The 20,810-nt window shown below is 71.1% G+C and carries 19 protein-coding genes; 8 read left to right on the top strand and 11 right to left on the bottom strand.

The window, feature by feature from the left end; all coding sequences use genetic code 11:
• Nucleotides 1-2: 2 nt before the first annotated feature.
• On the bottom strand, nucleotides 3-344 hold the full coding sequence (locus tag ACFV6X_RS00565) for a winged helix-turn-helix transcriptional regulator (protein WP_385375483.1): 342 nt from the start codon (nucleotides 342-344) through the stop codon (nucleotides 3-5).
• Between the two features lie 126 nt (nucleotides 345-470).
• Between ACFV6X_RS00565 and ACFV6X_RS00560 the strand changes: the two genes are divergently transcribed.
• The 3 genes from ACFV6X_RS00560 (at nucleotide 471) to ACFV6X_RS00550 (ending at nucleotide 2,572) form a co-directional block, all read left to right on the top strand.
• A complete protein-coding gene (locus ACFV6X_RS00560; protein ID WP_385375480.1) occupies nucleotides 471-1,121 on the top strand; it encodes an FMN-dependent NADH-azoreductase in 651 nt (216 codons plus the stop codon).
• Nucleotides 1,122-1,367: 246 nt separating this feature from the next.
• The gene (locus ACFV6X_RS00555; RefSeq protein ID WP_385375477.1) at nucleotides 1,368-2,441 is read left to right on the top strand and encodes an NAD(+)/NADH kinase; all 1,074 of its coding nucleotides are present in this window, start codon (nucleotides 1,368-1,370) and stop codon (nucleotides 2,439-2,441) included.
• Between the two features lie 26 nt (nucleotides 2,442-2,467).
• Nucleotides 2,468-2,572, top strand: a complete 105-nt coding sequence (locus tag ACFV6X_RS00550; protein WP_385375474.1) for a DUF397 domain-containing protein — start codon at nucleotides 2,468-2,470, stop codon at nucleotides 2,570-2,572.
• Here the strand turns inward: ACFV6X_RS00550 and ACFV6X_RS00545 are convergent.
• From ACFV6X_RS00545 to ACFV6X_RS00520, 6 genes are all read right to left on the bottom strand, one after another.
• Complete coding sequence (locus ACFV6X_RS00545) at nucleotides 2,559-4,022, bottom strand: catalase (RefSeq protein WP_385375471.1); 1,464 nt, start codon at nucleotides 4,020-4,022, stop codon at nucleotides 2,559-2,561. The two genes, ACFV6X_RS00550 and ACFV6X_RS00545, sit on opposite strands and share 14 nt — an antisense overlap.
• Nucleotides 4,023-4,295: 273 nt before the next feature.
• Complete coding sequence (locus ACFV6X_RS00540) at nucleotides 4,296-6,569, bottom strand: catalase (protein WP_385375469.1); 2,274 nt, start codon at nucleotides 6,567-6,569, stop codon at nucleotides 4,296-4,298.
• 210 nt (nucleotides 6,570-6,779) lie between these two features.
• Entirely contained in the window at nucleotides 6,780-7,661 is an 882-nt protein-coding gene (locus ACFV6X_RS00535) for an SDR family oxidoreductase (RefSeq protein ID WP_385375466.1), read from the bottom strand.
• Between the two features lie 91 nt (nucleotides 7,662-7,752).
• Nucleotides 7,753-8,205, bottom strand: a complete 453-nt coding sequence (locus ACFV6X_RS00530) for a hypothetical protein (RefSeq protein ID WP_385375463.1) — start codon at nucleotides 8,203-8,205, stop codon at nucleotides 7,753-7,755.
• Between the two features lie 65 nt (nucleotides 8,206-8,270).
• Complete coding sequence (locus ACFV6X_RS00525; protein WP_385375460.1) at nucleotides 8,271-9,890, bottom strand: phytoene desaturase family protein; 1,620 nt, start codon at nucleotides 9,888-9,890, stop codon at nucleotides 8,271-8,273.
• The gene (locus tag ACFV6X_RS00520) at nucleotides 9,883-10,395 is read right to left on the bottom strand and encodes an SRPBCC family protein (RefSeq protein WP_385375457.1); all 513 of its coding nucleotides are present in this window, start codon (nucleotides 10,393-10,395) and stop codon (nucleotides 9,883-9,885) included. Before ACFV6X_RS00520 ends, ACFV6X_RS00525 begins: the two co-directional genes overlap by 8 nt.
• Before the next feature lie 209 nt (nucleotides 10,396-10,604).
• On the opposite strand from ACFV6X_RS00520, the gene ACFV6X_RS00515 reads away from it, so the two are divergent.
• Nucleotides 10,605-11,234: an RNA polymerase sigma factor gene (locus tag ACFV6X_RS00515; protein WP_385375454.1), complete on the top strand. Its 630-nt coding sequence runs from the start codon at nucleotides 10,605-10,607 to the stop codon at nucleotides 11,232-11,234.
• Nucleotides 11,235-12,149: 915 nt separating this feature from the next.
• Here ACFV6X_RS00515 and ACFV6X_RS00510 read toward each other — a convergent pair.
• The gene (locus tag ACFV6X_RS00510; RefSeq protein ID WP_385375451.1) at nucleotides 12,150-12,791 is read right to left on the bottom strand and encodes a hypothetical protein; all 642 of its coding nucleotides are present in this window, start codon (nucleotides 12,789-12,791) and stop codon (nucleotides 12,150-12,152) included.
• Between the two features lie 341 nt (nucleotides 12,792-13,132).
• Here ACFV6X_RS00510 and ACFV6X_RS00505 point away from each other — a divergent pair, with 341 nt between their 5' ends.
• From ACFV6X_RS00505 to ACFV6X_RS00495, 3 genes are all read left to right on the top strand, one after another.
• Entirely contained in the window at nucleotides 13,133-15,397 is a 2,265-nt protein-coding gene (locus ACFV6X_RS00505) for an N-acetylmuramoyl-L-alanine amidase (RefSeq protein WP_385375449.1), read from the top strand.
• A gap of 301 nt (nucleotides 15,398-15,698) precedes the next feature.
• Nucleotides 15,699-16,613 carry a HipA family kinase gene (locus tag ACFV6X_RS00500; RefSeq protein ID WP_385375446.1) on the top strand — a complete coding sequence of 305 codons (915 nt, stop codon included), beginning with the start codon at nucleotides 15,699-15,701 and terminating at the stop codon, nucleotides 16,611-16,613.
• The gene (locus ACFV6X_RS00495) at nucleotides 16,610-16,888 is read left to right on the top strand and encodes a SelT/SelW/SelH family protein (RefSeq protein WP_365443867.1); all 279 of its coding nucleotides are present in this window, start codon (nucleotides 16,610-16,612) and stop codon (nucleotides 16,886-16,888) included. The genes ACFV6X_RS00500 and ACFV6X_RS00495 overlap by 4 nt, the downstream gene beginning before the upstream one ends.
• 16 nt (nucleotides 16,889-16,904) lie before the next feature.
• On the opposite strand, the gene aceB is transcribed toward ACFV6X_RS00495, so the two are convergent.
• Both aceB and ACFV6X_RS00485 read right to left on the bottom strand, forming a co-directional pair.
• The gene (gene aceB / locus ACFV6X_RS00490; protein ID WP_385375443.1) at nucleotides 16,905-18,530 is read right to left on the bottom strand and encodes a malate synthase A; all 1,626 of its coding nucleotides are present in this window, start codon (nucleotides 18,528-18,530) and stop codon (nucleotides 16,905-16,907) included.
• A gap of 184 nt (nucleotides 18,531-18,714) precedes the next feature.
• Nucleotides 18,715-19,317 carry an NTP transferase domain-containing protein gene (locus tag ACFV6X_RS00485; protein ID WP_385375441.1) on the bottom strand — a complete coding sequence of 201 codons (603 nt, stop codon included), beginning with the start codon at nucleotides 19,315-19,317 and terminating at the stop codon, nucleotides 18,715-18,717.
• A 186-nt stretch (nucleotides 19,318-19,503) separates the two neighbouring features.
• On the opposite strand from ACFV6X_RS00485, the gene ACFV6X_RS00480 reads away from it, so the two are divergent.
• Entirely contained in the window at nucleotides 19,504-19,821 is a 318-nt protein-coding gene (locus ACFV6X_RS00480) for a DUF5955 family protein (RefSeq protein WP_385375438.1), read from the top strand.
• Between the two features lie 73 nt (nucleotides 19,822-19,894).
• Here the strand turns inward: ACFV6X_RS00480 and ACFV6X_RS00475 are convergent, their stop codons facing one another.
• The gene (locus tag ACFV6X_RS00475; RefSeq protein ID WP_385375435.1) at nucleotides 19,895-20,704 is read right to left on the bottom strand and encodes an IclR family transcriptional regulator; all 810 of its coding nucleotides are present in this window, start codon (nucleotides 20,702-20,704) and stop codon (nucleotides 19,895-19,897) included.
• Nucleotides 20,705-20,810: the final 106 nt, after the last annotated feature.

The raw sequence follows: 20,810 nt of genomic DNA, 5'->3' as shown, positions 1-20,810 counted from the left end.
GGTCATTCCGGCAGGTGTTCCTTGGCCCACTCGCCGAGCTGCTGAAGTGCGGGTTCGAGCGCGGCTCCCGCCTGGGTCAGCCGGTAGGAGACCCGCAGCGGCGGCCCTTCGTCGACCTGGCGCACGACAAGCCCCGCCGCGCCCAGCTCGCTCAGCCGGTCGGAGAGCATGCGCTCACTGATGCCGGGAATCGCCCGGCACAGATCCGCGAAGTGCGCGGGCTGCCCCACCAGCACCGCCACGATCGGGCCGGTCCAGCGCTTTCCCAGCAGCTGGAAAACGCGGGTGATGCCCTCGTCCACCCGCTTGCACGCCCCTGCGTCGTGGCTCTGCACGTCCGTCATGCCCCCAGGGTACTACCCTCCAGTGCGGGGATGAAAAAAAGTAAGCTCCCATGTTATCAATAGCTACGTACTAGAACTCAGCCCCTTGGTGCATCGCCTCGGGCATCGCTTTCTCTGGAGACACGCATGGCCACCCTGCTGCACATCGACTCGTCGGTCTTCCCGGGCGAGGCGTCCTCGTCCCGCACGGTCGCGGACACCTTCCGCAAGACCTGGCTGGAGCAGCACCCCGACGGCACGGTCATCTACCGCGACCTCGCCGCGAACCCCGTCCCGCACATCACCGCCCACTCCCACACCGCCGGCTTCGCGGATCCCGACACCCACACCTCCGAGCAGGCCGCCGCCTTCGCGGAGCGGGTGAGGCTGATCGAGGAGGTGGAGCAGGCGGACGCCGTGCTGATCGGCGCGCCGATGTACAACTACGCGATCCCGTCCACGCTCAAGGCCTGGCTGGACAACGTGATCCTCTTCGGCCGCACCGTGGGCGAGACCCCTTCGGCCAAGGGCACCCCGGTCACCGTGGTCGCCAGTCGTGGCGGCTCCTACGCGCCGGGAACGCCGAAGGAGCCCTTCGAGTACGTGCAGAACTACCTGCGGGCGGTCCTGGGTGAAACCCTTGCCCTGGAGGTGGACTTCATCGTCCCGGAGCTCACCATGGCCCCGCACAACCCGGCGATGACCCAGCTGATCCCGCTCTTCGAAGCCTCCCGCGACCGTGCCCTCCAGGAGGCGGCCTTCAAGGCCAAGCAGCTCGCCGAGCGCCTGGCCGCCTGACCGGCCCGCGACACAACCGCCGAACCGGCGTCTCGGCCTCCGGAGGGGTGCCGGTCCGGCGGATGTCGCTCCCGGTGCCGCTCCGAAGGCGCGCGGGTGGGCCGATGAGGCGATCCTGGAGGTGAGGCGCTCCCGGACACGAGGCGACCGGCGGCCCCGTCCGGACCGGATCCGGCCCCGTCGCCCGAGCGTGTGCGTCCACAGCGACGTCCCCTCGCGTCCGAACGAGCCGTCCTGGAGGCAGAGATGGAAGTGAGCCGACTCGGCATGGTCGTGCACGGCGGGCGCACGGAGGCCAAGGATGCCGCCTGCGTGGTCCGTGCGTGGTGCGAGGAGCACGAGGTCCGCTGCACGGACATCGACGTCTGGCACGACGGCGGGCGGCGCAGCGCCGGTGAGGAGGTCGCGGCCGCGGGCAATCCCGATCTCATCGTCACCCTGGGCGGCGACGGCACCTTCCTGCGCGGTGCCCGGCTGGCCGCGGAGAACGACGCCCTGGTCCTCGGGGTCGACGTGGGGCGGGTGGGTTTCCTCACCGAGGTGCCGGTGGCCGTTGTGCGTGCGGCGCTGGACGCGGTGCGTGAGGACCGGCTCCGGATCGACAGCCGTATGCTGCTCGCCCTGCGGGCCTCGCGCCGCCTGGAGGTGCCGACGGGCATGGAAACATGGGTGCGGTTCGGCCGCGGGCCGCTGCTGCCGCCTCCCCAGGTGCGCCCGGACTGCACGGTCGACCCGGAGTGGGGCATCCCGCTGGACGTCACCGCGCTCAACGACGTCGTCGTGGAGAAGCTGGCCAGGGACCGGCAGGTCTCGGTCGGCGTCTACGTGTCCGGCCGGCTCCTCGCCTCCTACTCCGCCGACGCACTCCTGGTGGCCACGCCGACCGGCTCGACCGCCTACAGCTTCGCCGCCGGCGGCCCCGTCGTCTCGCCCCGTGCCGAGGCCCTCGTCTTCACGCCGGTCGCCCCGCACATGGCGTTCAACCGCTCGGTCGTCACGGCCCCCGACGAGCCCGTGGGACTACGGGTCCTCGAACGGTCGGGCCCGGCCGCGGTCAGCATCGACGGCCAGCTGCGGGGCGTGCTGGACCCCGGGGACTGGATCGGCGTGTACGCCGCCCCTCGCCGGCTGCGGGCCGTACGGCTGGAGCCGATGGACTTCTACGGGCGGCTGCGGGAGCGCATGAACCTGACCGACGCCCCGGCCGCGGTCGCCGACGGCTCGCCCGCACCGCTGTGGTCGATGACGAGTCCGCCGCCCGGAGACCTCGACCACCTGGCGCTGCTGACACAGACGGGCGGCACCGCACCCCTGCTGTGACCGGTCAGGAGCCGACGCCCGACCCCGTGCGCGACAGCAGGTTCCCGCACGGAGACGTGCTGGTCCTCCCGGCGGCCGGCTGGGCCGCCTTCGTCACCGGCGTCAGGAGCCGCAGCCTCAACCGCCGTTGACCTTCGCGGCGATGCGGTCGCCGACCGTCTTGTCGATGTTCCTCCAGTACTGGAGCGCGCGGTCCATCACCGGACGGGACACGCCTTGGAGCAGATGGCCGCTGACGTTCGAGACCAGCCGGTCCCGGGCGGCGTCGTCCAGGACCTGGCGGACCATGGTCCCGGCCTGACCCCAGTCGTCGTCCTCGGCGTGCAGCTTGGTCGCCTCGCGGACCAGCTCACCGGCGGTGTGCCAGCTCGCGGCGTCGCCGAAGCGGCCGAAGTCCGCGGCCGGGCCGCCGTACGAGTTCGGCGCGTACGGCATCGAGGCCCTGGACGGCTCGTACCGCATCGGGCCGTCCTTGGCGTAGGAGTTCACCGGGGCGTGCGGCCGGTTCGGCGGGAGCTGGGCGTAGTTCGGGCCGATCCGGTACCGGTGGGTGTCCGGGTACGAGAACAGGCGGCCCAGCAGCATCTTGTCCGGCGACGGGCCGACGCCGGGCACCAGGTTGGACGGCTCGAACGCGGCCTGCTCGATGTGGACGAAGTAGTCCTCGGGGTTGGTGTCGAGGACCATCCGGCCGACGTCGATGAGCGGGTAGTCGCCGTGCGGCCACACCTTGGTGAGGTCGAACGGGTTGAAGCGGTAGTCCGCGGCGTCCTCGAACGGCATGATCTGGACCTTCAGACTCCAGCTCGGCGCGTTCCCGGACTCGATCGCCTCGAACAGGTCGCGGCGGTGTTTGTCCGCGTCCGACCCGGCCAGCTCGTCCGCCTCCTCCTGGGTGAGGAAGTCGATGCCCTGGTCGGTCTTGAAGTGATACTTCACCCAGAACCGTTCCCCGCCGCCGTTGATCCACATGTAGGTGTGCGACGAGTAGCCGTTCATGTGGCGGTAGGTCTTCGGGATGCCCCGGTCGCCCATCAGCCAGGTCACCTGGTGCGCGGACTCGGGGGACAGGGTCCAGAAGTCCCACTGCATGTCGTTGCTGCGCAGCCCGGTCACCGGGTGGCGCTTCTGGGACCGGATGAAGTCCTGGAACTTGATCGTGTCGCGCACGAAGAAGACCGGCGTGTTGTTGCCGACCATGTCGTAGTTGCCCTGCTCGGTGTAGAACTTCAGGGCGAAGCCGCGCGGGTCGCGCCAGGTGTCCGGCGAACCCTGCTCGCCGGCGACGGTCGAGAACCGCGCCAGCATCGGCGTGCGTTTGCCGGGCTGGAACAGATCCGCCTTGGTGAACTGGCTGATGTCGTTGGTCACTTCGAAGAACCCGTACGCCCCGCTGCCCTTGGCGTGTACCACCCGCTCGGGCACCCGTTCCCGGTTGAACTGGGCCATCTTCTCGATGAGGTAGTGATCCTGGAGCAGGATGGGGCCGTCGGCCCCCACGGTGAGCGAGTGTTCGTCACTCTCCACCGGGATGCCGGAGTTGTTGGTGGTGTACGGGGCCGTTTGGGGCTCCTGAGTCATGAGCGGTCCTCCGTCCTGAGGCGATACCAGGTCGCTTCGCTCACCCCAGCCAGTGAACTCCGCTGCCATGACATCAGCAACTTCTGGACTGAATCCAGAACGAGCTCGGTTCCGGGATGGCCCCGGTCGCGTACCCCTGGCAGACCGGCCGACTCCTCCGCGCGCGGTCTCGCGCGGTCACGGGAGTGCCGGGAGCCGGTCTCCGAAGCCGGTGACGGCGCCGGTGGGCCCCGCCATGTGACCTGGCGGGGCCCTGCGGAGGCGGGTGGGCGTTCAGAGCGCGGCGGGGAAGCGATCCCAGACGCGGTGGTGGGCGAGCAGCGGGGTCACCGCGGTCAGGACTGCAGCGCCGCTGTCGGCGATGACGACTCCTGGCGCGTCGGCGGGGATTCCGGCCGCTTGCAGGACCGCCTCGGCACCGGCCCACCCGCCGACGGCCTTGGCGTGCCGGAACGCCTCGGACACGAGAAGCAGCAGCCTCGGATCCAGCGCGGCGCCAGGCGGTGCCGGCTCGCCGGCCTTCGCGTCCCGGGCGCCGTGGGCGTCGCCGCCCAGTGCCGGTGCACCGGCCAGGACGATGGCGTCGAACTCGATCGACCGGGCGGTCGCGAAGGTCCGCTGGACGGTGATCGCGCCGTCGTCCGTGCCGAGCTTTCCACCGGCTGGTGCGATGACGAGCGGCACCATGCCTGCGTCCAGCACGGCCTGGCGGAGTGTGCGCACCCCCTCGGCGTCGGTGGTGCCGTCGGTGACGATCCCGACGATCCGGCCGTCGGACGGCCATTCCTGTCCGACCTGGGACAGGGCCGGGCTCGGCTGCACGTCGACGGGTGGCTGGGTGGCGTCCGGGGCGGGCAGGCCCAGTCCCTCGGCGACCCGGGCGCACAGCTCGGCGTCGATGTCGGCGAGCGCGCGCAGCTGCCGTTCCTTGATGGCGTCGCTCCAGCACTTGCCGAGCTCGAAGGTGTAGGCGGCGACGATGTGCTCGCGTTCCACCGAGGACATGCTCAGCCAGAACAGGCGGGGCTGGCTGAAGTGGTCGTCGAAGCCGGCAGGGGCTTCGCGGACCTTGCGGGCGGCCGGTACCTCGACGGGTGTCTCGATGAAGGCCCCGGTGTCCGCTCCGGCGAAGAACGGGCAGCCGCCGTCCAGGGAGTTCGGCTTGTAGGGCGCCACCCCGCTGTGCACGGCCTGCTGGTGGAAGCCGTCACGCAGCATGTCGTTGACCGGGGCGTGCGGCCGGTTGATCGGGATCTGGCTGAAGTTGGGGCCGGCCAGACGCGTGAGCTGGGTGTCCAGGTAGGAGAAGAGCCGGCCGGCCAGCAGCGGGTCGTCGGTGACGTCGATGCCCGGCACCAGGTGGCCGACGTGGAAGGCGACCTGCTCCGTCTCGGCGAAGAAGTTGCTCGGGTTGCGGTTGAGCGTCAGCAGGCCGACCGGCTGGACCGGGGCCAGCTCCTCGGGAACGATTTTGGTCGGGTCGAGCAGGTCGATGCCCTCGAAGGTCTGCTCCGGGGTGTCCGGGAAGACCTGCAGACCCAGCTCCCACTGCGGGAACGCACCGGCTTCGATCGCGTCGGCGAGGTCGCGGCGGTGGAAGTCGGGATCGACGCCGGCGGCGATCTGGGCTTCCTCCCAGACCAGGGAGTGCACTCCGAGTTTCGGCTTCCAGTGGAACTTCACCAGCGAGGTCCCGCCCTGTGCGTCCACGAGGCGGAAGGTGTGGACGCCGAAGCCCTCCATGGTCCGGAACGAACGCGGGATGCCACGGTCCGACATGTTCCACATGGTGTGGTGCTGGGCCTCGGTGTGCAGCGAGACGAAGTCCCAGAAGGTGTCGTGGGCGCTCTGCGCTTGCGGGATCTCCCGGTCGGGGTGGGGCTTGCCGGCATGGATGACGTCGGGGAATTTGATGGCGTCCTGGATGAAGAACACCGGGATGTTGTTGCCGACGAGGTCGAAGACTCCCTCCTCGGTGTAGAACTTGGTGGCGAACCCGCGGGTGTCGCGGACCGTGTCGGCCGAGCCGCGGGACCCGAGCACCGTGGAGAAGCGGACGAAGACGGGGGTCTCGGTGCCCTTGCGCAGGAACGCCGCCCGGGTGACGTTCTCTGCGGTGCCGTAGGCCGCGAAGACACCGTGGGCCGCGCTGCCGCGGGCGTGGACCACGCGCTCGGGGATGCGCTCGTGGTCGAAGTGCATGATCTTCTCACGCAGGTGGTGGTCCTGAAGCAGGACCGGTCCGCGTGCGCCCGCCTTGAGCGAGTGGTCGGTGTCGTACAGGCGGGCGCCCTGTGCCGTGGTCAGGTAAGGGCCGCTCTGCGCTTTGCGCGCGGGCTCCGCGCCGGTCGGCTGGCCGGTGGGACTGACGGTCTCCGGCGTTCCCTGGTCAGGCTTGGGCGGCAGCGGTCCCCGCGGCTCGACAGGTTCCTCGACCGGTACGGGTTCCGGAGAAGGGGCGCCGGGAATGCCCTCGGCGGGCCCGTCGCCGCGCAGAGCGTCGGTCAGCTTTCCGGCGGCGGCCTTCAGCGGGTTGGAGTGGGACATGGTTCCTCCATGCAAGCGAAGAGAACTACGGTCATGACCGCTGCCGTCAGCGGCCTGACAGGCGAATCGCCTGGAGTTGCCCAAAGCGCGTAAGGCTCTCCGTATTCGGCCGCATTTGGCCATGGCCGCCCAGGTACCCCTCGGCGGTGATCGGAACCCCGCTCGGCACATGATCCCGGGAACCCGCCGAGCGCTTGAGAGACACGCCTCTCAGAGGGTGCGTCCCCTCGTGGCGCGGTCGGCCTCGCCGCCCGCGCCGAGCAGTCCGGTCGGCTCGAAGGGCTCCTCCGCCTCCAGACGGGGCAGACGCCTTCGGGACAGGCGCATGACCAGCGGAGGCAGCGCGGCACGTACCGGCTGCATCAGCCGGAGCCAGGGCGGCGCGTAGACGGCCGTGCGCCGACGCTCCACGCCGCTGACGATCCGCTCGGCGACCGCTTCCGCGCTGTACACACGCCGCGCGGGCGGCGGCATGTGGAGGCGCAGTTGCCGCAGTACGGCGTACCGGTCGGCGTCGCGCACCATGTCGGTGTCGATCCAGTTCAGGTAGGCGATGCCCACGCTGACGCCGTGGTGTGCCACCTCGGCCCTGAGGCTGTGGGAGAAGGCCTCGACGCCGGCCTTGGAGGCGCAGTAGGCGCTCATCAAGGGGGCCGCCCCGAGCGAGGCCAAGGACGCGACCTGGCAGAAGTGACCCGCCGTGGCCATCAGGTCGGGCAGGAACGCCCGAGCGGTGTAGGCGCTGCCGGTGAGGTTCACATCCACGACGCGTCGCCAGGTGAACGGGTCCGACGAGAGGAAGGGGCCGCCCTCGGCGATGCCGGCGTTGGCGATCACGACGGAGGCCGGTCCCAGACGGGCCCGTACGGTGTGCGCGGCGGAGTCGAGTGCCGCCAGGTCGGTGACGTCGACCTCCAGGGCGAGCGCCATGGTGGGCAGGGCCGCCGCGACCTCCTCGAGCGCGGGCCTCTCGTGCCCGAGCAAGGCCACCTGGGCGCCCCGCCCCGCCGCTTCGCGGGCCAGCGCCGCACCCAGGCCGCGGGCAGCTCCGGTCACCACGACCGTCCGGTCGCCCAGCGGACTGCTGTTCATCGGCGAGACCTCCTCATCTGCTCCGGCTCGGCGTCCACGCTTGCGGAAACCACTTCCCGCCGTACGGCGTGCCGGGATGCGCGGGGCGCGGTCACGCGTCCGGCGTGGTCGGACCGGCGGTGTGGTCGGGGTGTCCGGTCGTTCGACGGGTCTCCTTCATCTCCGCCTCGTACAGGTGGTCGAGGCCCTCGGCCAGCTCCCGCACCGCCCCGGTCTTCAGCTCCTGGAAGGGCCGGTAGTAGCCGGCGTCGTAGGAATCGACGATCTGGAACGTCCAGTGGCCGGGGATGACATTGCGCCCGAGGATCTCCGTGCGGACCCTCTGCGCCCATTGGGGGTGCCCCGCCTCGTCCAGCAACTCCACCGCGCGGTCCAGTTGCAGGTCCGCGGTGCCGGTGAGCTGGTGGAAGTCGTACAGGCGGCCTCTCGCCCGTTCCGTCGTCTCCAGGGCTTTGGACAGCGCGCCGAGCGCTTCGACGGTCTTGTCGCTGACGCCGTCGGGGCGTCGCTGCCGACGGTCGGTACTGTCCCGTTGGTCCTTCATGAGGCCTCCTTCGGACCGTCCCGCCGATACGGGCGTGCGCCCGCCGGGAACAACGTGGCGAGGGCTCAGCGCCTGGCGCCGGTACGGTCGCGCCGAGTGAGTAGTTTCTGGGCGCCCGCCAGGCCGGGCAGGCGGCGTGGGTGGAGCGCCGCCCGCGCGGCGTTCGCTCCGGGCGCGCCGTGTACGCCACCGCCGGGATGTGCCCCGGAGGAGGCCAGGAAGAGGCCCGGCACGGCGGTCTCGGGGCGCCCGGTGCCGGGTACCGGGCGGAAGAAGAGCTGCTGGTGCAGCGCGGTCGTGCCGCCGTTGATGGCGCCGCCGACCAGGTTGCCGTCGAGTGTCTGCAGGGTCGGGGGCGCCAGGATGCGGCGGGCGCGGATCAGCGCGCGGAAGCCTGGGGCGAGGCGTTCCACCTGGCGTTCGACCCGGTCGGCCATGCGTTCCTGGTCCCCGGGGTCCCACCGCCCGCTGATGCCCTCCTCGCCCGCATCGGCGCGGATGTCGTGAGGCACATGGGTGTAGGCCCACGCGGACTCGGTGCCGTGCGGCGAGCGTGCCGGATCCGCGGTGGTCATCTGGCCGAACAGCAGGAAGGGCCGGTCAGGCACCTGACGCATGGCGATCTGGGCGGCGAAGCGGGTGAGCTCGTCCATTCCGTCGGCCACGTGCACGGTCCCGGCCCGGTGGGCCTGCTCCGCCCGCCAGGGCACCGGCCCGTTCAGTGCCCAGTCCACCTTGAAGGTGGCGAAGTCCCACTGGAAGCGGCTTAGGTCGGCCAGCAACTGCGCGGGCAGATGCTCTGCGTCCACCAGCTCGCCGTAGAGGGCGGGCACCGACACGTCCGCCAGGACCGCTCGCCGGGCGGCCACCGTCTGCCCGCCCGCGGTGCGCACGCCCACGGCCCGTCCGCCACGCAAGACGATCCGCTCGACGCGCTCCTCGCAGTCGAGCCTGGCACCGCGTGCGCGCAGCCGCCGGACCAGGGCCTCGGTGAGCGCGCCGGAACCGCCGACGGGCACGGGAAAGCCGTAGGTCTGGCCCAGCATGGCCATCAGCCAGCCGAACCCTCCGCTGCCGGCCGACTCGGGGGCCAGATCGGCGTGGAGCGCACTGCCCGCGAGCAGCAGGCGGCCGCCCTCCCCGCGGAACTCTTCCTCGCCCAGCCGGCGCACGGGCAGAACGAGCGAGCGCGCCGTGCGCAGCCCGCCGGCGGCCCGGAGCCGGAAGGCCAGCCGGGCCGTGGTGCGGACCGGCGGGAACGGCGTGAACAGGGCGTTCAGCAGCTCGGGCTGTAGTCGATCCCACAGCTCGTGCAGCCGCTGCCAGGCCGCTCCGTCGCCCGCCGCGAAGTCGTCGAGGGACGCGGACGTGGTGTCGAGGCGCCGGTCGAGCAGGGCACAGGTGCCGTCGGTGAGGGGGTGGGCCAGCACGCTCGGCGCGTGGCTCCATCGCAGCCCGTGCTCCTCCAGCCGCAGCCCGGCGAGCACGGGGGAGGCCGCGGCCAGCGGGTAGAAGGAGCTGAAGAGGTCGTGGACGAAACCTGGATCGACTCCCCGGTCGTGACGGACCGCGCCGCCCGGTTGAGATTGCTCCTCCAGGACTTGCACACTCCACCCGGCGTCCGCCAGGAGATTGGCGGCCACCAGCCCGTTGGGCCCGGCTCCGATCACGACGGCGTCAGGCACGGCCGGTCCCACGCCTGCCCGGGGCGGCCCCGCTGGAGGCGGCCGTGGCGGCCGTACGGCGCGCACCCTGGCGCGCCTCCTCCTCGCAGAGGCGAGCGAGACGTCTGAGCATGGCGCGGTGCCTCAGCTGGATCAGCACCTCGAAGCCCGCGTTGTGCAGAAGGCCGCCCGTTCCCTGGAGCGGATGCTCGTCCACGAGCACGAGACAGTGTTCGCCCCACTGCCGCAGTTCGATGTCGATCCGCGCTGTGCCCAGTGGGCCCGCGTGCGCCTCCAGCTCCAGCTCGGATCCTTCCTCGCAGCGGCGCACGACCGTCTCGTTGGACAGCCGGAGCGGCCCGAGGGAGGCCTCGTAGCGGATCGCCGCGCCCGTGTGAGGCCACTGCCCACGCACCGGCTCGGCGTCCGAGGGCCCGACGACCCACCGCGGGTACTTGTCGCCGTCGGCCAGGACGGCCCACACGGTGTCCGGAGGGGCTTTGATCAGACGATGACGAACGGCCACGTGTACCTCCACACTCTCCTGGCACCGGGCTGCCGGCTGCCTGGCAGCCATCGCCGAGTGCCCTTGCGTCGCACCGTCCAACCAGCACCGGCGAATTGGCGGCCGTGGTTTGGGGCAGCAGGGTGACGTTCTGTTTGCTGCTGACGCTGGCATGGATGGGGTATGCACGTGGCACGCCCGTGTCGTGAGAGCGGAACGAAGAGGGACGCGTGGCAGAGGGTGGGGACGGCGGGCGCAAGCCGGAGGCGTACGACGATGAACTCGGAGAGGCAGTGGCGCGGGCGCAGAGCGGTGACGAAGCTGCCTTCTCGACGGCGTACCGACTTGTCCAGCCGCCCATGCTGAGGTTTCTGCGGGGAATGGTCGGCGAGGACGCCGAGGACGTGGCTTCCGACGCATGGCTCGAGATCGCGCGCGACCTGAGCCGCTTTCGCGGCGACGGAGCCGGCTTTCGGGCGTGGACGGCAAGCATCGCGCGCCATCGGGCCATCGATCACCTCCGCCGGCTCAGGAGCCGTCCCCGCGCCACTTATCTGGAAAATGACCTCGTCGGCCTTCCGGCCCGCCAGGACACAGCCTCCGAGGCATTCGAGACGCTCTCCACCGAGCGGGCCCTCGCGCTGATCGCCACACTTCCTCGCCGGCAGGCAGAGGCCGTACTTCTCCAGACAGTGATCGGCCTCGACGGACCTTCCGTGGCGCGTGTCATGGGCAAACGCCCCGGCGCAGTCCGCTCAGCCGTGCACCGCGGCCTGAGACGGCTCGCCAGACAGCTCGCGGCGCCCAGCAGTGAGCATGTGACGGATTCCGACTCCCAGCCGCTGGGAGATGCGAGATGACCGCCAACCGATATGGAGACGCTGTGAGCCGCGGGGAGGATCGGCGGCCGGCGACGCTGGACGATGTCCTGGCCGCCGCCGCGTGCACGGCATCCTCTGCCCCGAAGACACCTGAGCACATCCTGGCCGCGTTCCGTGAGGCTCGCGACGAACAGGCCGTCAGCCTCCCCACCCGTCCGGTTGACGACTGGCGTCCTGCCGCGCCGTCGCCGCGCAGGCGCTGGTTCAGGGCCGGCGCCGGTGCTCTCGTCGGCGGAGTCCTGTTGGGCGGAGTGGCCGTGGCGACGGGAGGGTTCCCCGTGCCCTCCACGGGGCCCTCCTCGTCACCTTCGAGTCAGGCATCGCCGTCCTCACCGATTTCATCGCCGCCTTCGGCCGATCCCGAGAGCGGAGCCGGCCCATCCACTCCACCGGGACGGGGCGGCGAGACCGGTGCCGAACGACCGCTCACGGCCAAGGACCAGTTGGCTCACTGCCACGCATACGGGAAGCAGGTACGCAGGGGCGCCTCCGCGGACAGCGCTGTGCAGCAGCGTCTGGAAGAAGCAGCAGGGGGCCCCGCGGAAGTGGCCTCGTACTGCGCCGGGGTGCTGGCTCAGTCGACGCGCACGCCGACGGCCAAGCCGCCCGAGGGGAGGAAGCACGGGCCCACGGTGCAGGAGGACTCGAAGGAGCAGCGGAAGAACCCAGCCGGCCAGGGGAAGCCGGCGTCGTGAAAGCGGCCGTCTCGTAGACGATGGACTCCGGTGTCCGAGGCCGCAGTGGGGGCCTCGGGTGCCGTAGCGGTGCAGCCCATGACCGCCGTCTGTGCGCGTTCAACCGGGCCGTCCATGCCCCGTGCGCCTTCGCCGGACGGGGCTCCGGCGAGTACACATGACGTGCACGCCGACAACCGCGGCCGCGGTGCCGACCGAATCAGGGTTTGGAGCCTTTGGTCGCCCCGCGCCCCCGGGAGGGCTTGCCGCTGCTGTTGCCCGGCCCGGTCGTAGTCGCGGTGGCGGACGGGTCCCGGTCGGTTGGCGAGGCGGAGGAGGGCGTCGGGGTCCCGCTGTGCGCGGGCGCATCACTCCGGGGGGCGCCCGCAGAGGGGGACTCCTTGATTCCGGCGGCAGGATCGCCGGTGCCGGACGGCTCGGCGGTGGTGGAGGAGGAGGGAGCGCCCCCCTCCGTCGGCGTCACGGACGGAGCCGTCTTCGGTCGCGCCGGCTCCTCGACACCTCCCTGAACCCCGGAGGAACCGGAAGTGAGGCCCACGGCGAACGCGACGGCAAGCCCCACGGACCCGAGAACGCCAACGGCGACGACCGCCTGGCGGGGCGCCCGCGGGCCCCGCCCAGACCGCGCTCGCCGCCGCGAACCGCGCCCCTGGGCAGGCGCCTCGGGACCATGGCCGCTCGGGATCACCGGCAGTTCACGCGTCGCGTCGTACGCGTTCTCCCAGCCGTGGGCGGCCGCCGGATCGGTGAACCGGTCGTACTCGGGCTCCGTCTCGGCGGACGGGCGGTACACCTTCGGCAGACCCTGCGCCCCGTCGTCGGCCTGCTGTTGCCATGACATGGCTGGTGATTCTAGATGCAGGAAAGCGCCGTCAGAATGGCCGACGGCGACGTGATCCGGTCTCACCGTCGACGCGGCCCTCCGCCCGCGCCGGACCGTCTGCTCGCGCGCCGTCGCGCAGGACAACCTCTTGTGAGACGTTCACGCCTCGCAGGCACAGTGATCTGCGTCACTACAGCCTTTTCCCGCGTGATGTTTGTCGGACGGGTTGCGCTGAGGAGTCCGGGCCGTCCCGTGAGGGGTGTGTCCCATGTGACTTTCGTTCGTGGCCTTTGCGGGCCTTCTGTGGGGTGGGATACATCGTGAGTCGTCGTACATCGCATGCGTACAGACCACTGAGCTTGAAACGGCGGACGTGGCTGACGCTCGCAGCGGTGGTCGTGGGGGGCGGAGGGGTGGTGACGTACGCCGTCGCCAGTCCGACGGGCCCCGGTGCGGAGGGCCGGGCCAAGCGGCCGGCAAAGGTCTACGACCTCACGCTGAAGGGGACCGCGGGCGGCAAGCGGGAGCTGCCGCGTACGGACACCGAGCAGTTCTCGCTGGTGGGTGTCTCCTGGACGGGGCCGGTCAAGCGCCTCGACGGGACGGCGCAGGTCCGCACGCGTGGCCTGGAAGGCGGTGAGTGGGGTGCCTGGCGGGATCTGGAAGTGAACGTCGACCCGCCGGAGGAGCCTGAGGCCGGGATGCGCGGCGCGTCCGAGCCGCTGTGGGTCGGTCCCTCCGACGGCGTCCAGGTCCAGGTCGTCCACGAGGACGGCACCACGGGTGCGCTGCCCAAGGGGCTGGAGGTCAATCTGGTCGACCCTGGTGTGGTGACTGACGCCGAGGCCAGGGCCATCGAGCCGGTGGCGTTCGTCGCCGACGGGAGCAGCCCGGCGGCCACTTCCACCGATTACCCGACACCTACGGACAGTTCGACCACGCCGCCGGACGGCCAGCCCACCACGTCTCCGGAGCCGAGCGACCCCACGTCCCCGGCTCCGACCGACACCACAGCCACGGCGACGCCCACCGACTCGGCATCCCCGTCGACTTCGACGAGCCCGTCCCCGAGCCCGTCGGCCACCACGCCGTCCGCGCCGCCGTCGACCGCGCCCAGGCCGCCGGTCACCTCGCGCGCCGGCTGGGGCGCGGACGAGTCGCTCAGCCCCGACCCGTCCGAGTACAACGCCGACGTGAAGGCCGTCTTCGTCCACCACACCACCGGGGCCAACGACTACTCCTGCGCCGAGTCGGCGTCCCTCGTGAGGGGCATCTACGCCTACCACACGCAGGTCAGCGGCTGGAACGACGTCGGCTACAACTTCATCGTCGACAAGTGCGGCACCGTGTTCGAGGGTCGCAAGGGCGGCGTCGACCTGCCGGTGCTGGGCGCCCACACCTACGGCTGGAACCGTGAGGCCACCGGCATCGCGGTGCTCGGCGAGCACACCTCCATCGGCGCCTCCAGCGCCGCGCTGGCCTCCGTCGCCCGCGTGGCGGCCTGGAAGCTCGGCCAGTACGGAGCCGACCCGGCCGGCACCGTCCAGCTCAACGCCGGAGCGACCCAGAAGAACTACATTGGCACCAGCTTCACCGCGGGCACCAAGTACACCTTCAACCGGATCTCCGGCCACCGCGACGCCTTCAACACCGAGTGCCCCGGCAACTCCCTCTACCCCCAGCTGCCGACCATCCGCGCCTGGGCAGCCGGCCCCGTACAGGGCCTGAAGGTCACCTCGGTCACCGGCGCGGGCCTGTCGGGCTCGACCTACTACACCAAGGGCGCCCTCACCGTGAAGTGGACGGCCACCACACCGGCCGCACTCGTCTCCAAGCACGAGCTGCTGGTCGACGGCAAGGTGGCGGCAACCGCCTCCGGTACGGCCACCTCCGCGAACACGACCCTGGCGGCCGGCGGCCACACCGTCGCCGTGCGGGCCGTGCACCAGTCCGGCAGGACCGCGACCACCGCCGCGCTGAACATCGTCGCGGAGACGACCGCACCCACCTTCACCACCACACCGAAGCTCTCCCTGCGCACCGGCACGGTCAACACGACCGCCGTCCCGGTCACCCTCACCTGGAAGGCCGCCGACGACAAGGCGCTGCGCGAGGTGAAGCTGGTGTCCCCGACGGCCGCCACCTTCGGGCCTGCCACCACCGCCTCCAGCCGCACCGCCAACTCCGGTACGGCCGCGACCTGGTCGATGCAGGCGTTCGACTACGCCGGCAACTACCGCACCGCCTCCGCCCCCTACACACCCGTGATCCTCCAGGAGACCTCGGCGGTGAAGTCCGGCAGCTGGACCACCCGTTCCTCCACCAGCTATCTCGGCGGCAAGTCCTACTCCAGCGGCTCCAAGAGCGCCAGCCTCACCTGGACCTTCACCGGCCGCTCCGCGTCCTGGGTGGTCTCCCGGGCCTCCACCTCGGGTCAGGCCTACGTCTACGTCGACGGCGTCAAGGTCAGCACGGTCGACCTGAAGTCCTCCACCACGCTCTACCGACAGGCGATCTGGACCAAGACCTGGACCAGCAGCGCCAAGCACACCGTCAAGATCGTCGTCGTCGCCACCAGCGGCCGGCCCACCATCACCACCGACGGCCTGGTCTACATCAAGTAACCCCAGCACCCCCGGATCGGGGACCTGACCCCCATTGCGTGAAGGGCTCGTCAACAGGCTGACGAGCCCTTCTGGGGCAGGCACCCCGCGCCAGCCGTTCGTGGTACGAAGGACGGCTTCCATGTGCTGCGCCGCGGCTACGCCTCGATCATGCTGGAGGCGGGGGAGTGGTTACTATGCTCACTTCATGCCGGAGGCTCCCCAGATTGTCCCCAGGGGCAAGCGTGGGCGTTTCCCCGGATTGCGGCACCTCGAAGGTGGCCATGGAACTCAAGGTGGATACGCGACGGGGTCTTCGAACATGTTGAGAGAGGTCACTGCAACCCGCTACGTCGAGCCCCTGCGCTCCGGCGGGTCCGTCCCCGGCGTCGTCGAGGCCGACGACCTCGGCACCTACGTGGTGAAGTTCACCGGCTCGGCGCAGGGCCGCAAGGCGCTGGTCGCCGAGGTGGTCGTCGGCGAACTGGCGCGCGCGCTCGGCCTGCGCTTCCCCGAGCTGGTCCTGGTGCACTTCGACCCGGTGATCGCCGGGCACGAGGAGCACCAGGAGGTCCGCGATCTGCACGCGGCCAGTGGCGGGATCAATCTGGGCATGGACCATCTGCCGGGAGCGAGGGACTTCACGCCGGAGATCGCGAAGACGTTCCGGGTCGATCCGCTGGAGGCGGGACGGATCGTCTGGCTCGACGCCCTGACCGTGAACGTCGACCGCACGGTGCACAGCTCCAACCTCATGCTCTGGCCCACCCTCGGTGTCGCACCCCCGCGTCTGTGGCTGATCGACCACGGTGCGGCCCTCGTCTTCCACCACCGCTGGGACACCTCCGCCCCGGAGAAGGCGTACGACTTCCGCCACCACGCCCTCGGCCACTACGCGCCCGACGTACGGGCCGCCGACGCCGAGCTGGCCCCGCGTGTCACGGAGGAACTGCTGCGCGAGGTGCTCGCCGAGGTGCCCGGCGCCTGGCTGGCCGACGGCCAGGACTTCGCCACGCCCGACGCGGCCCGGGAGGCCTACGTGGACTACCTGCACGCGCGCGTGCGGGCCTCCGGGGCCTGGCTGCCCACGGACTTCCCCACCCGCGAGGAGATCGCCGCGGAGGAGGCCGTGCGCGCGGCGAGGACCCAGCAGGGCAGGCCGAAATGGCTCAAGCAGGTCCCCGACCTGCACGGCAAACCGCCCGCGGAACAGGATTGGTCGGTGCACCTGGGATGACGTCCGGGATCCAGCGTGTCCAGATCGAGTACTGCACCCAGTGCAAGTGGCTGCCCCGCGCCGCCTGGCTGGCGCAGGAGCTGCTGACGACCTTCGAGGCCGAGCTGACCGAGCTGGCCCTCAAGCCGGGCACGGGCGGGGTGTTCGTCGTCCGCGTGAACGACGAGGTGGTCTGGGACCGCCGCGAGCAGGGCTTCCCCGAGCCCACGGCGGTCAAACGGCTCGTACGCGACCGAGTGGCCCCGGGGAAGTCCCTGGGCCACTCGGACAGGTGAGCCGCGGCCCGAGGACTCAGCCCTTGAGCTGCTCGTAAGCCGGCAGCGTCAGGAAGTCGGCGTAGTCGTCGTCGAGGGAGACGGTCAGCAGCAGGTCGTGCGCCTGCTGCCAGTTGCCGGCCGCGAAGGCCTCCTCGCCGAGGTCGGCGCGCAGCGCCGCCAGCTCCTGGGCAGCGACCTTGCGGGCCAGCTCGGCCGTGACCCGCTCGCCGTTGTCGAGGACCACGCCCGCGTTGATCCACTGCCAGATCTGCGAACGGGAGATCTCGGCGGTGGCGGCGTCCTCCATCAGGTTGAAGATCGCCACCGCGCCCAGGCCGCGCAGCCAGGCCTCGATGTAGCGGATGCCGACCTGCACCGCGTTCACGAGACCGGCGTACGTGGGCTTGGCGTCCAGGGAGTCGACGGCGATGAGGTCCTCCGCCTTGACCGCCACGTCCTCACGCAGCCGGTCCTTCTGGTGGGGCCTGTCGCCCAGGACCTTGTCGAAGGACTCCATGGCGATCGGGACCAGGTCGGGGTGGGCCACCCAGGAGCCGTCGAAGCCGTCGCCGGCCTCACGGTCCTTGTCGGCGCGGACCTTCTCGAAGGCGACCTTGTTGACCTCGGCGTCCCTGCGGGACGGGATGAACGCCGCCATGCCGCCGATCGCGTGCGCCCCGCGCTTGTGGCAGGTGCGGACGAGGAGCTCGGTGTACGCGCGCATGAACGGGGCCGTCATCGTCACCGCGTTGCGGTCGGGCAGCACGAACCTCGGGCCGCCGTCGCGGAAGTTCTTGACGATGGAGAAGAGGTAGTCCCAGCGGCCGGCGTTCAGCCCGGAGGCGTGGTCGCGCAGCTCGTAGAGGATCTCCTCCATCTCGTACGCGGCCGTGATCGTCTCGATCAGCACGGTGGCGCGGACGGTTCCCTGCGGGATGCCGACGTGGTCCTGCGCGAAGACGAACACCTCGTTCCAGAGGCGGGCCTCCAGGTGCGACTCGGTCTTCGGCAGGTAGAAGTACGGGCCCTTGCCGAGGTCGAGCAGGCGCTGGGCGTTGTGGAAGAAGTACAGGCCGAAGTCGACCAGGGCGCCGGGGACGGGCGTGCCGTCGGCGTCGGTCAGGTGGCGCTCGTTCAGGTGCCAGCCGCGCGGGCGCATGACGACCGTCGCCAGCTCCTCCTCGGCCTTGAGCGCGTACGACTTGCCGGACCCGGCGTCCGTGAAGTCGATGTCGCGGGAGTAGGCGTCGATCAGGTTGAGCTGGCCGAGGACGACGTTCTCCCAGGTGGGGGCGGAGGCGTCCTCGAAGTCCGCGAGCCAGACCCGGGCGCCCGAGTTCAGGGCGTTGATGGTCATCTTGCGGTCGGTGGGGCCGGTGATCTCGACGCGGCGGTCGTTCAGCGCGGCGGGGGCGGGTGCGACGCGCCAGGTGGGGTCCTCGCGGATCTGTGCGGTCTCCGGGAGGAAGTCGAGCGTGGAGGTGCGGGCGATCTCGGCGCGGCGCTCCGCGCGGCGGGCGAGGAGTTCGTCACGCCGAGGCGTGAACCGGCGGTGCAGCTCGGCCATGAAGGCGAGCGCCGCGTCGGTGAGGACCTCCTCCTGCCGGGGCAGAGGCTCGGCGTCGACGATGGCCAGCGGAGACGGCGCTGGTGCGGACATGAGCTGTCACTTCCTTCAGCGGTGGCACCGGGTGCCAGAGGGCACGCATGGGCGATATCGCACCCGCTGTGCGGTCGGGTGCCTGTGGTCAGTGGATATTAATTTTCTCATCGTGGAAGTTCAATGGTTTGTTGATGTCGAGATTCTCCGGGTCGAGGAAAGGTGGCGCTGGGTGCCACCCCGTTCACTCAAGGTGGCTCAGGTCGGCCTCCGTGTCGATGTCGTAGGACCGCGCCACGTCCCCGCACTCCACCAGACGGAGCCGGCCCGCGTGCTCCCTCAGGTACGCGCGTGCCCCCCGGTCGCCGGTCGCGGTCGCCGCGATGCCCGTCCAGCGCGCGGCCCCGAACAGCACCGGATGGCCGCGTACACCGTCGTAGGAGGCCGAAACCAGTGAGGACTCGTCCGTGTAGGCGTCCAGCACGCGGGCCACCGCCTCCGGCCCGATCCCTGGCTGGTCGACGAGAGACACCAGCGCGGCCCGCGCCCCCGTCCCGGCGAGGGAATCCAGCCCGGCGCGCAGCGAGGAACCCATGCCCTGCTCCCACTCCGGGTTGTCCACCAGCACGCAGCCGGACAGCTCCGCCCGCTGCCGTACGGCGTCGGCGCGTGCCCCCAGGACCACGTGCACCCGTGTGCAGCCCGCCGTGCGCAGCACCGCGACCGCGTGCTCGACCAGTGGGCGGCCGCGGTGTTCCAGCAGCGCCTTGGGCCGGCCGCCGAGCCGGCGTCCGCCACCCGCGGCGAGCAGCAGCGCCGCGACCGGGGGTTCGTTCTGATCCGTCATGGTTCCTGCATACCTGACGGTGCGCGGGCGGGGCGGGTCCCCAGGGACTGAATTTCGGTCCGTGTGGTGGCGGATCGGCACCCGGTGGCGTTTACTGGCCCGCGTCCCCGGCGCACGAGCGGCGCCATGGGGCGCACGGGGGAGCGGGGTGTGGCTGTGCACGACGGTGTGCCAGGGGGGAGAGCTGTGTTGCGGAGCTTGGGGCAGAGGCCAGTGACCGGCAGCGACGAGGACCCTAGGGTGGCGGGACTGCGGACCGCCGTGTCCCGGCTGCGCCGTGAACTCGCCACGCTCCCCGTGGAGTTCCCCGACCGCGCCGTCGCCGAGGACGAACTCGCGGCACTCGCCGCGATGACCGCCGACGGCAGGCCCGAGATCCCGCGCCTGCGCCGCTCACTGCTGCTGATCGCGGGTGCGATCGGATCGGTGAGCGCGCTCTCGCGCGGCCTGTCGGACGTACGCGACGCGGTGGACCTCTTCGGCGAACCACCGCGACGGGGCTAGGGGCCGCCCACGCCGGGGGAGCCGCCGCAGTGGCCGAAAGCTGCCTGCCGGCGGGGCCTGTGCTGCGCCGCCGTCACGCCGGGTTCTGGCTGACCAGGGCCTCGGAGAGTTCCACTGCGATCTGCTGCAGCACCGGCACGATCCGTTCCGTGGCCGCCTCCGTCACCCGGCCCGCCGGTCCCGAGATGGAGATCGCGGCGGCGGTGGGGGAGTCGGGCACCGGGACCGCCAGGCAGCGGACGCCGATCTCCTGCTCGTTGTCGTCGACGGCGTAGCCGATCCGGCGGACGTCGTCGAGCGCCGCGAGGAAGCCGTCCGGAGTGGTGATCGTCTTCTCCGTCGCGGCCGGCATGCCGGTGCGCAGCAGCAGGGAGCGCACCTCCTCGTCCGGGAAGCTCGCGAGCAGCGCCTTGCCCACGCCCGTGGAGTGCGGCAGGACGCGCCGGCCCACCTCGGTGAACATGCGCATCGAGTGCTTGGACGGCACCTGGGCGACGTAAACGATCTCGTCCCCGTCCAGCAGCGCCATGTTGGCCGTCTCGCCGGTCTCCTCGACCAGCCGGGCCAGGTAGGGGCGGGCCCACGTGCCGAGCAGGCGGGAGGCGGACTCGCCGAGCCGGATCAGCCGCGGGCCGAGCGCGTAGCGCCGGTTGGGCTGCTGGCGGACGTACCCGCACGCGACCAGGGTGCGCATCAGCCGGTGGATCGTCGGCAGCGGCAGCCCGCTGCTCGCCGAGAGCTCGCTCAGGCCCACCTCGCCGCCCGCGTCGGCCATCCGCTCCAGCAGGTCGAAGGCGCGCTCGAGGGACTGGACGCCGCCGCCGTTGGCCGGCTTGGCGGCGGCGTCTGCTGTCGGGGCGTCGCTGGCGCTGGACGTCGGCACGGCGCGTTCCTTTCGAGGCGGACAGGAGGGCAGAAGCCTACCCGGCGGCCTGTCGAGTGCCCGTTTGTGCGTAGCTACGTTCTGCTTGTTGGAATAGTAATTCCGC

Source organism: Streptomyces sp. NPDC059861, from assembly GCF_042731435.1.
Classification (GTDB): Bacteria; Actinomycetota; Actinomycetes; order Streptomycetales; family Streptomycetaceae; genus Streptomyces.
Note: the sequence above shows the minus strand (reverse complement) of the source record. Positions and strands in the feature narration are given on the sequence as shown.

Coding starts and splice junctions, on each gene's coding strand:
- ACFV6X_RS00565 (WP_385375483.1), bottom strand. CDS start 344: ATGACGGACGTGCAGAGCCACGACGCAGGGGCGTGCAAGCGGGTGGAC.
- ACFV6X_RS00560 (WP_385375480.1), top strand. CDS start 471: ATGGCCACCCTGCTGCACATCGACTCGTCGGTCTTCCCGGGCGAGGCG.
- ACFV6X_RS00555 (WP_385375477.1), top strand. CDS start 1,368: ATGGAAGTGAGCCGACTCGGCATGGTCGTGCACGGCGGGCGCACGGAG.
- ACFV6X_RS00545 (WP_385375471.1), bottom strand. CDS start 4,022: ATGACTCAGGAGCCCCAAACGGCCCCGTACACCACCAACAACTCCGGC.
- ACFV6X_RS00540 (WP_385375469.1), bottom strand. CDS start 6,569: ATGTCCCACTCCAACCCGCTGAAGGCCGCCGCCGGAAAGCTGACCGAC.
- ACFV6X_RS00535 (WP_385375466.1), bottom strand. CDS start 7,661: ATGAACAGCAGTCCGCTGGGCGACCGGACGGTCGTGGTGACCGGAGCT.
- ACFV6X_RS00530 (WP_385375463.1), bottom strand. CDS start 8,205: ATGAAGGACCAACGGGACAGTACCGACCGTCGGCAGCGACGCCCCGAC.
- ACFV6X_RS00510 (WP_385375451.1), bottom strand. CDS start 12,791: ATGTCATGGCAACAGCAGGCCGACGACGGGGCGCAGGGTCTGCCGAAG.
- ACFV6X_RS00500 (WP_385375446.1), top strand. CDS start 15,699: ATGTTGAGAGAGGTCACTGCAACCCGCTACGTCGAGCCCCTGCGCTCC.
- ACFV6X_RS00495 (WP_365443867.1), top strand. CDS start 16,610: ATGACGTCCGGGATCCAGCGTGTCCAGATCGAGTACTGCACCCAGTGC.
- aceB (WP_385375443.1), bottom strand. CDS start 18,530: ATGTCCGCACCAGCGCCGTCTCCGCTGGCCATCGTCGACGCCGAGCCT.
- ACFV6X_RS00485 (WP_385375441.1), bottom strand. CDS start 19,317: ATGACGGATCAGAACGAACCCCCGGTCGCGGCGCTGCTGCTCGCCGCG.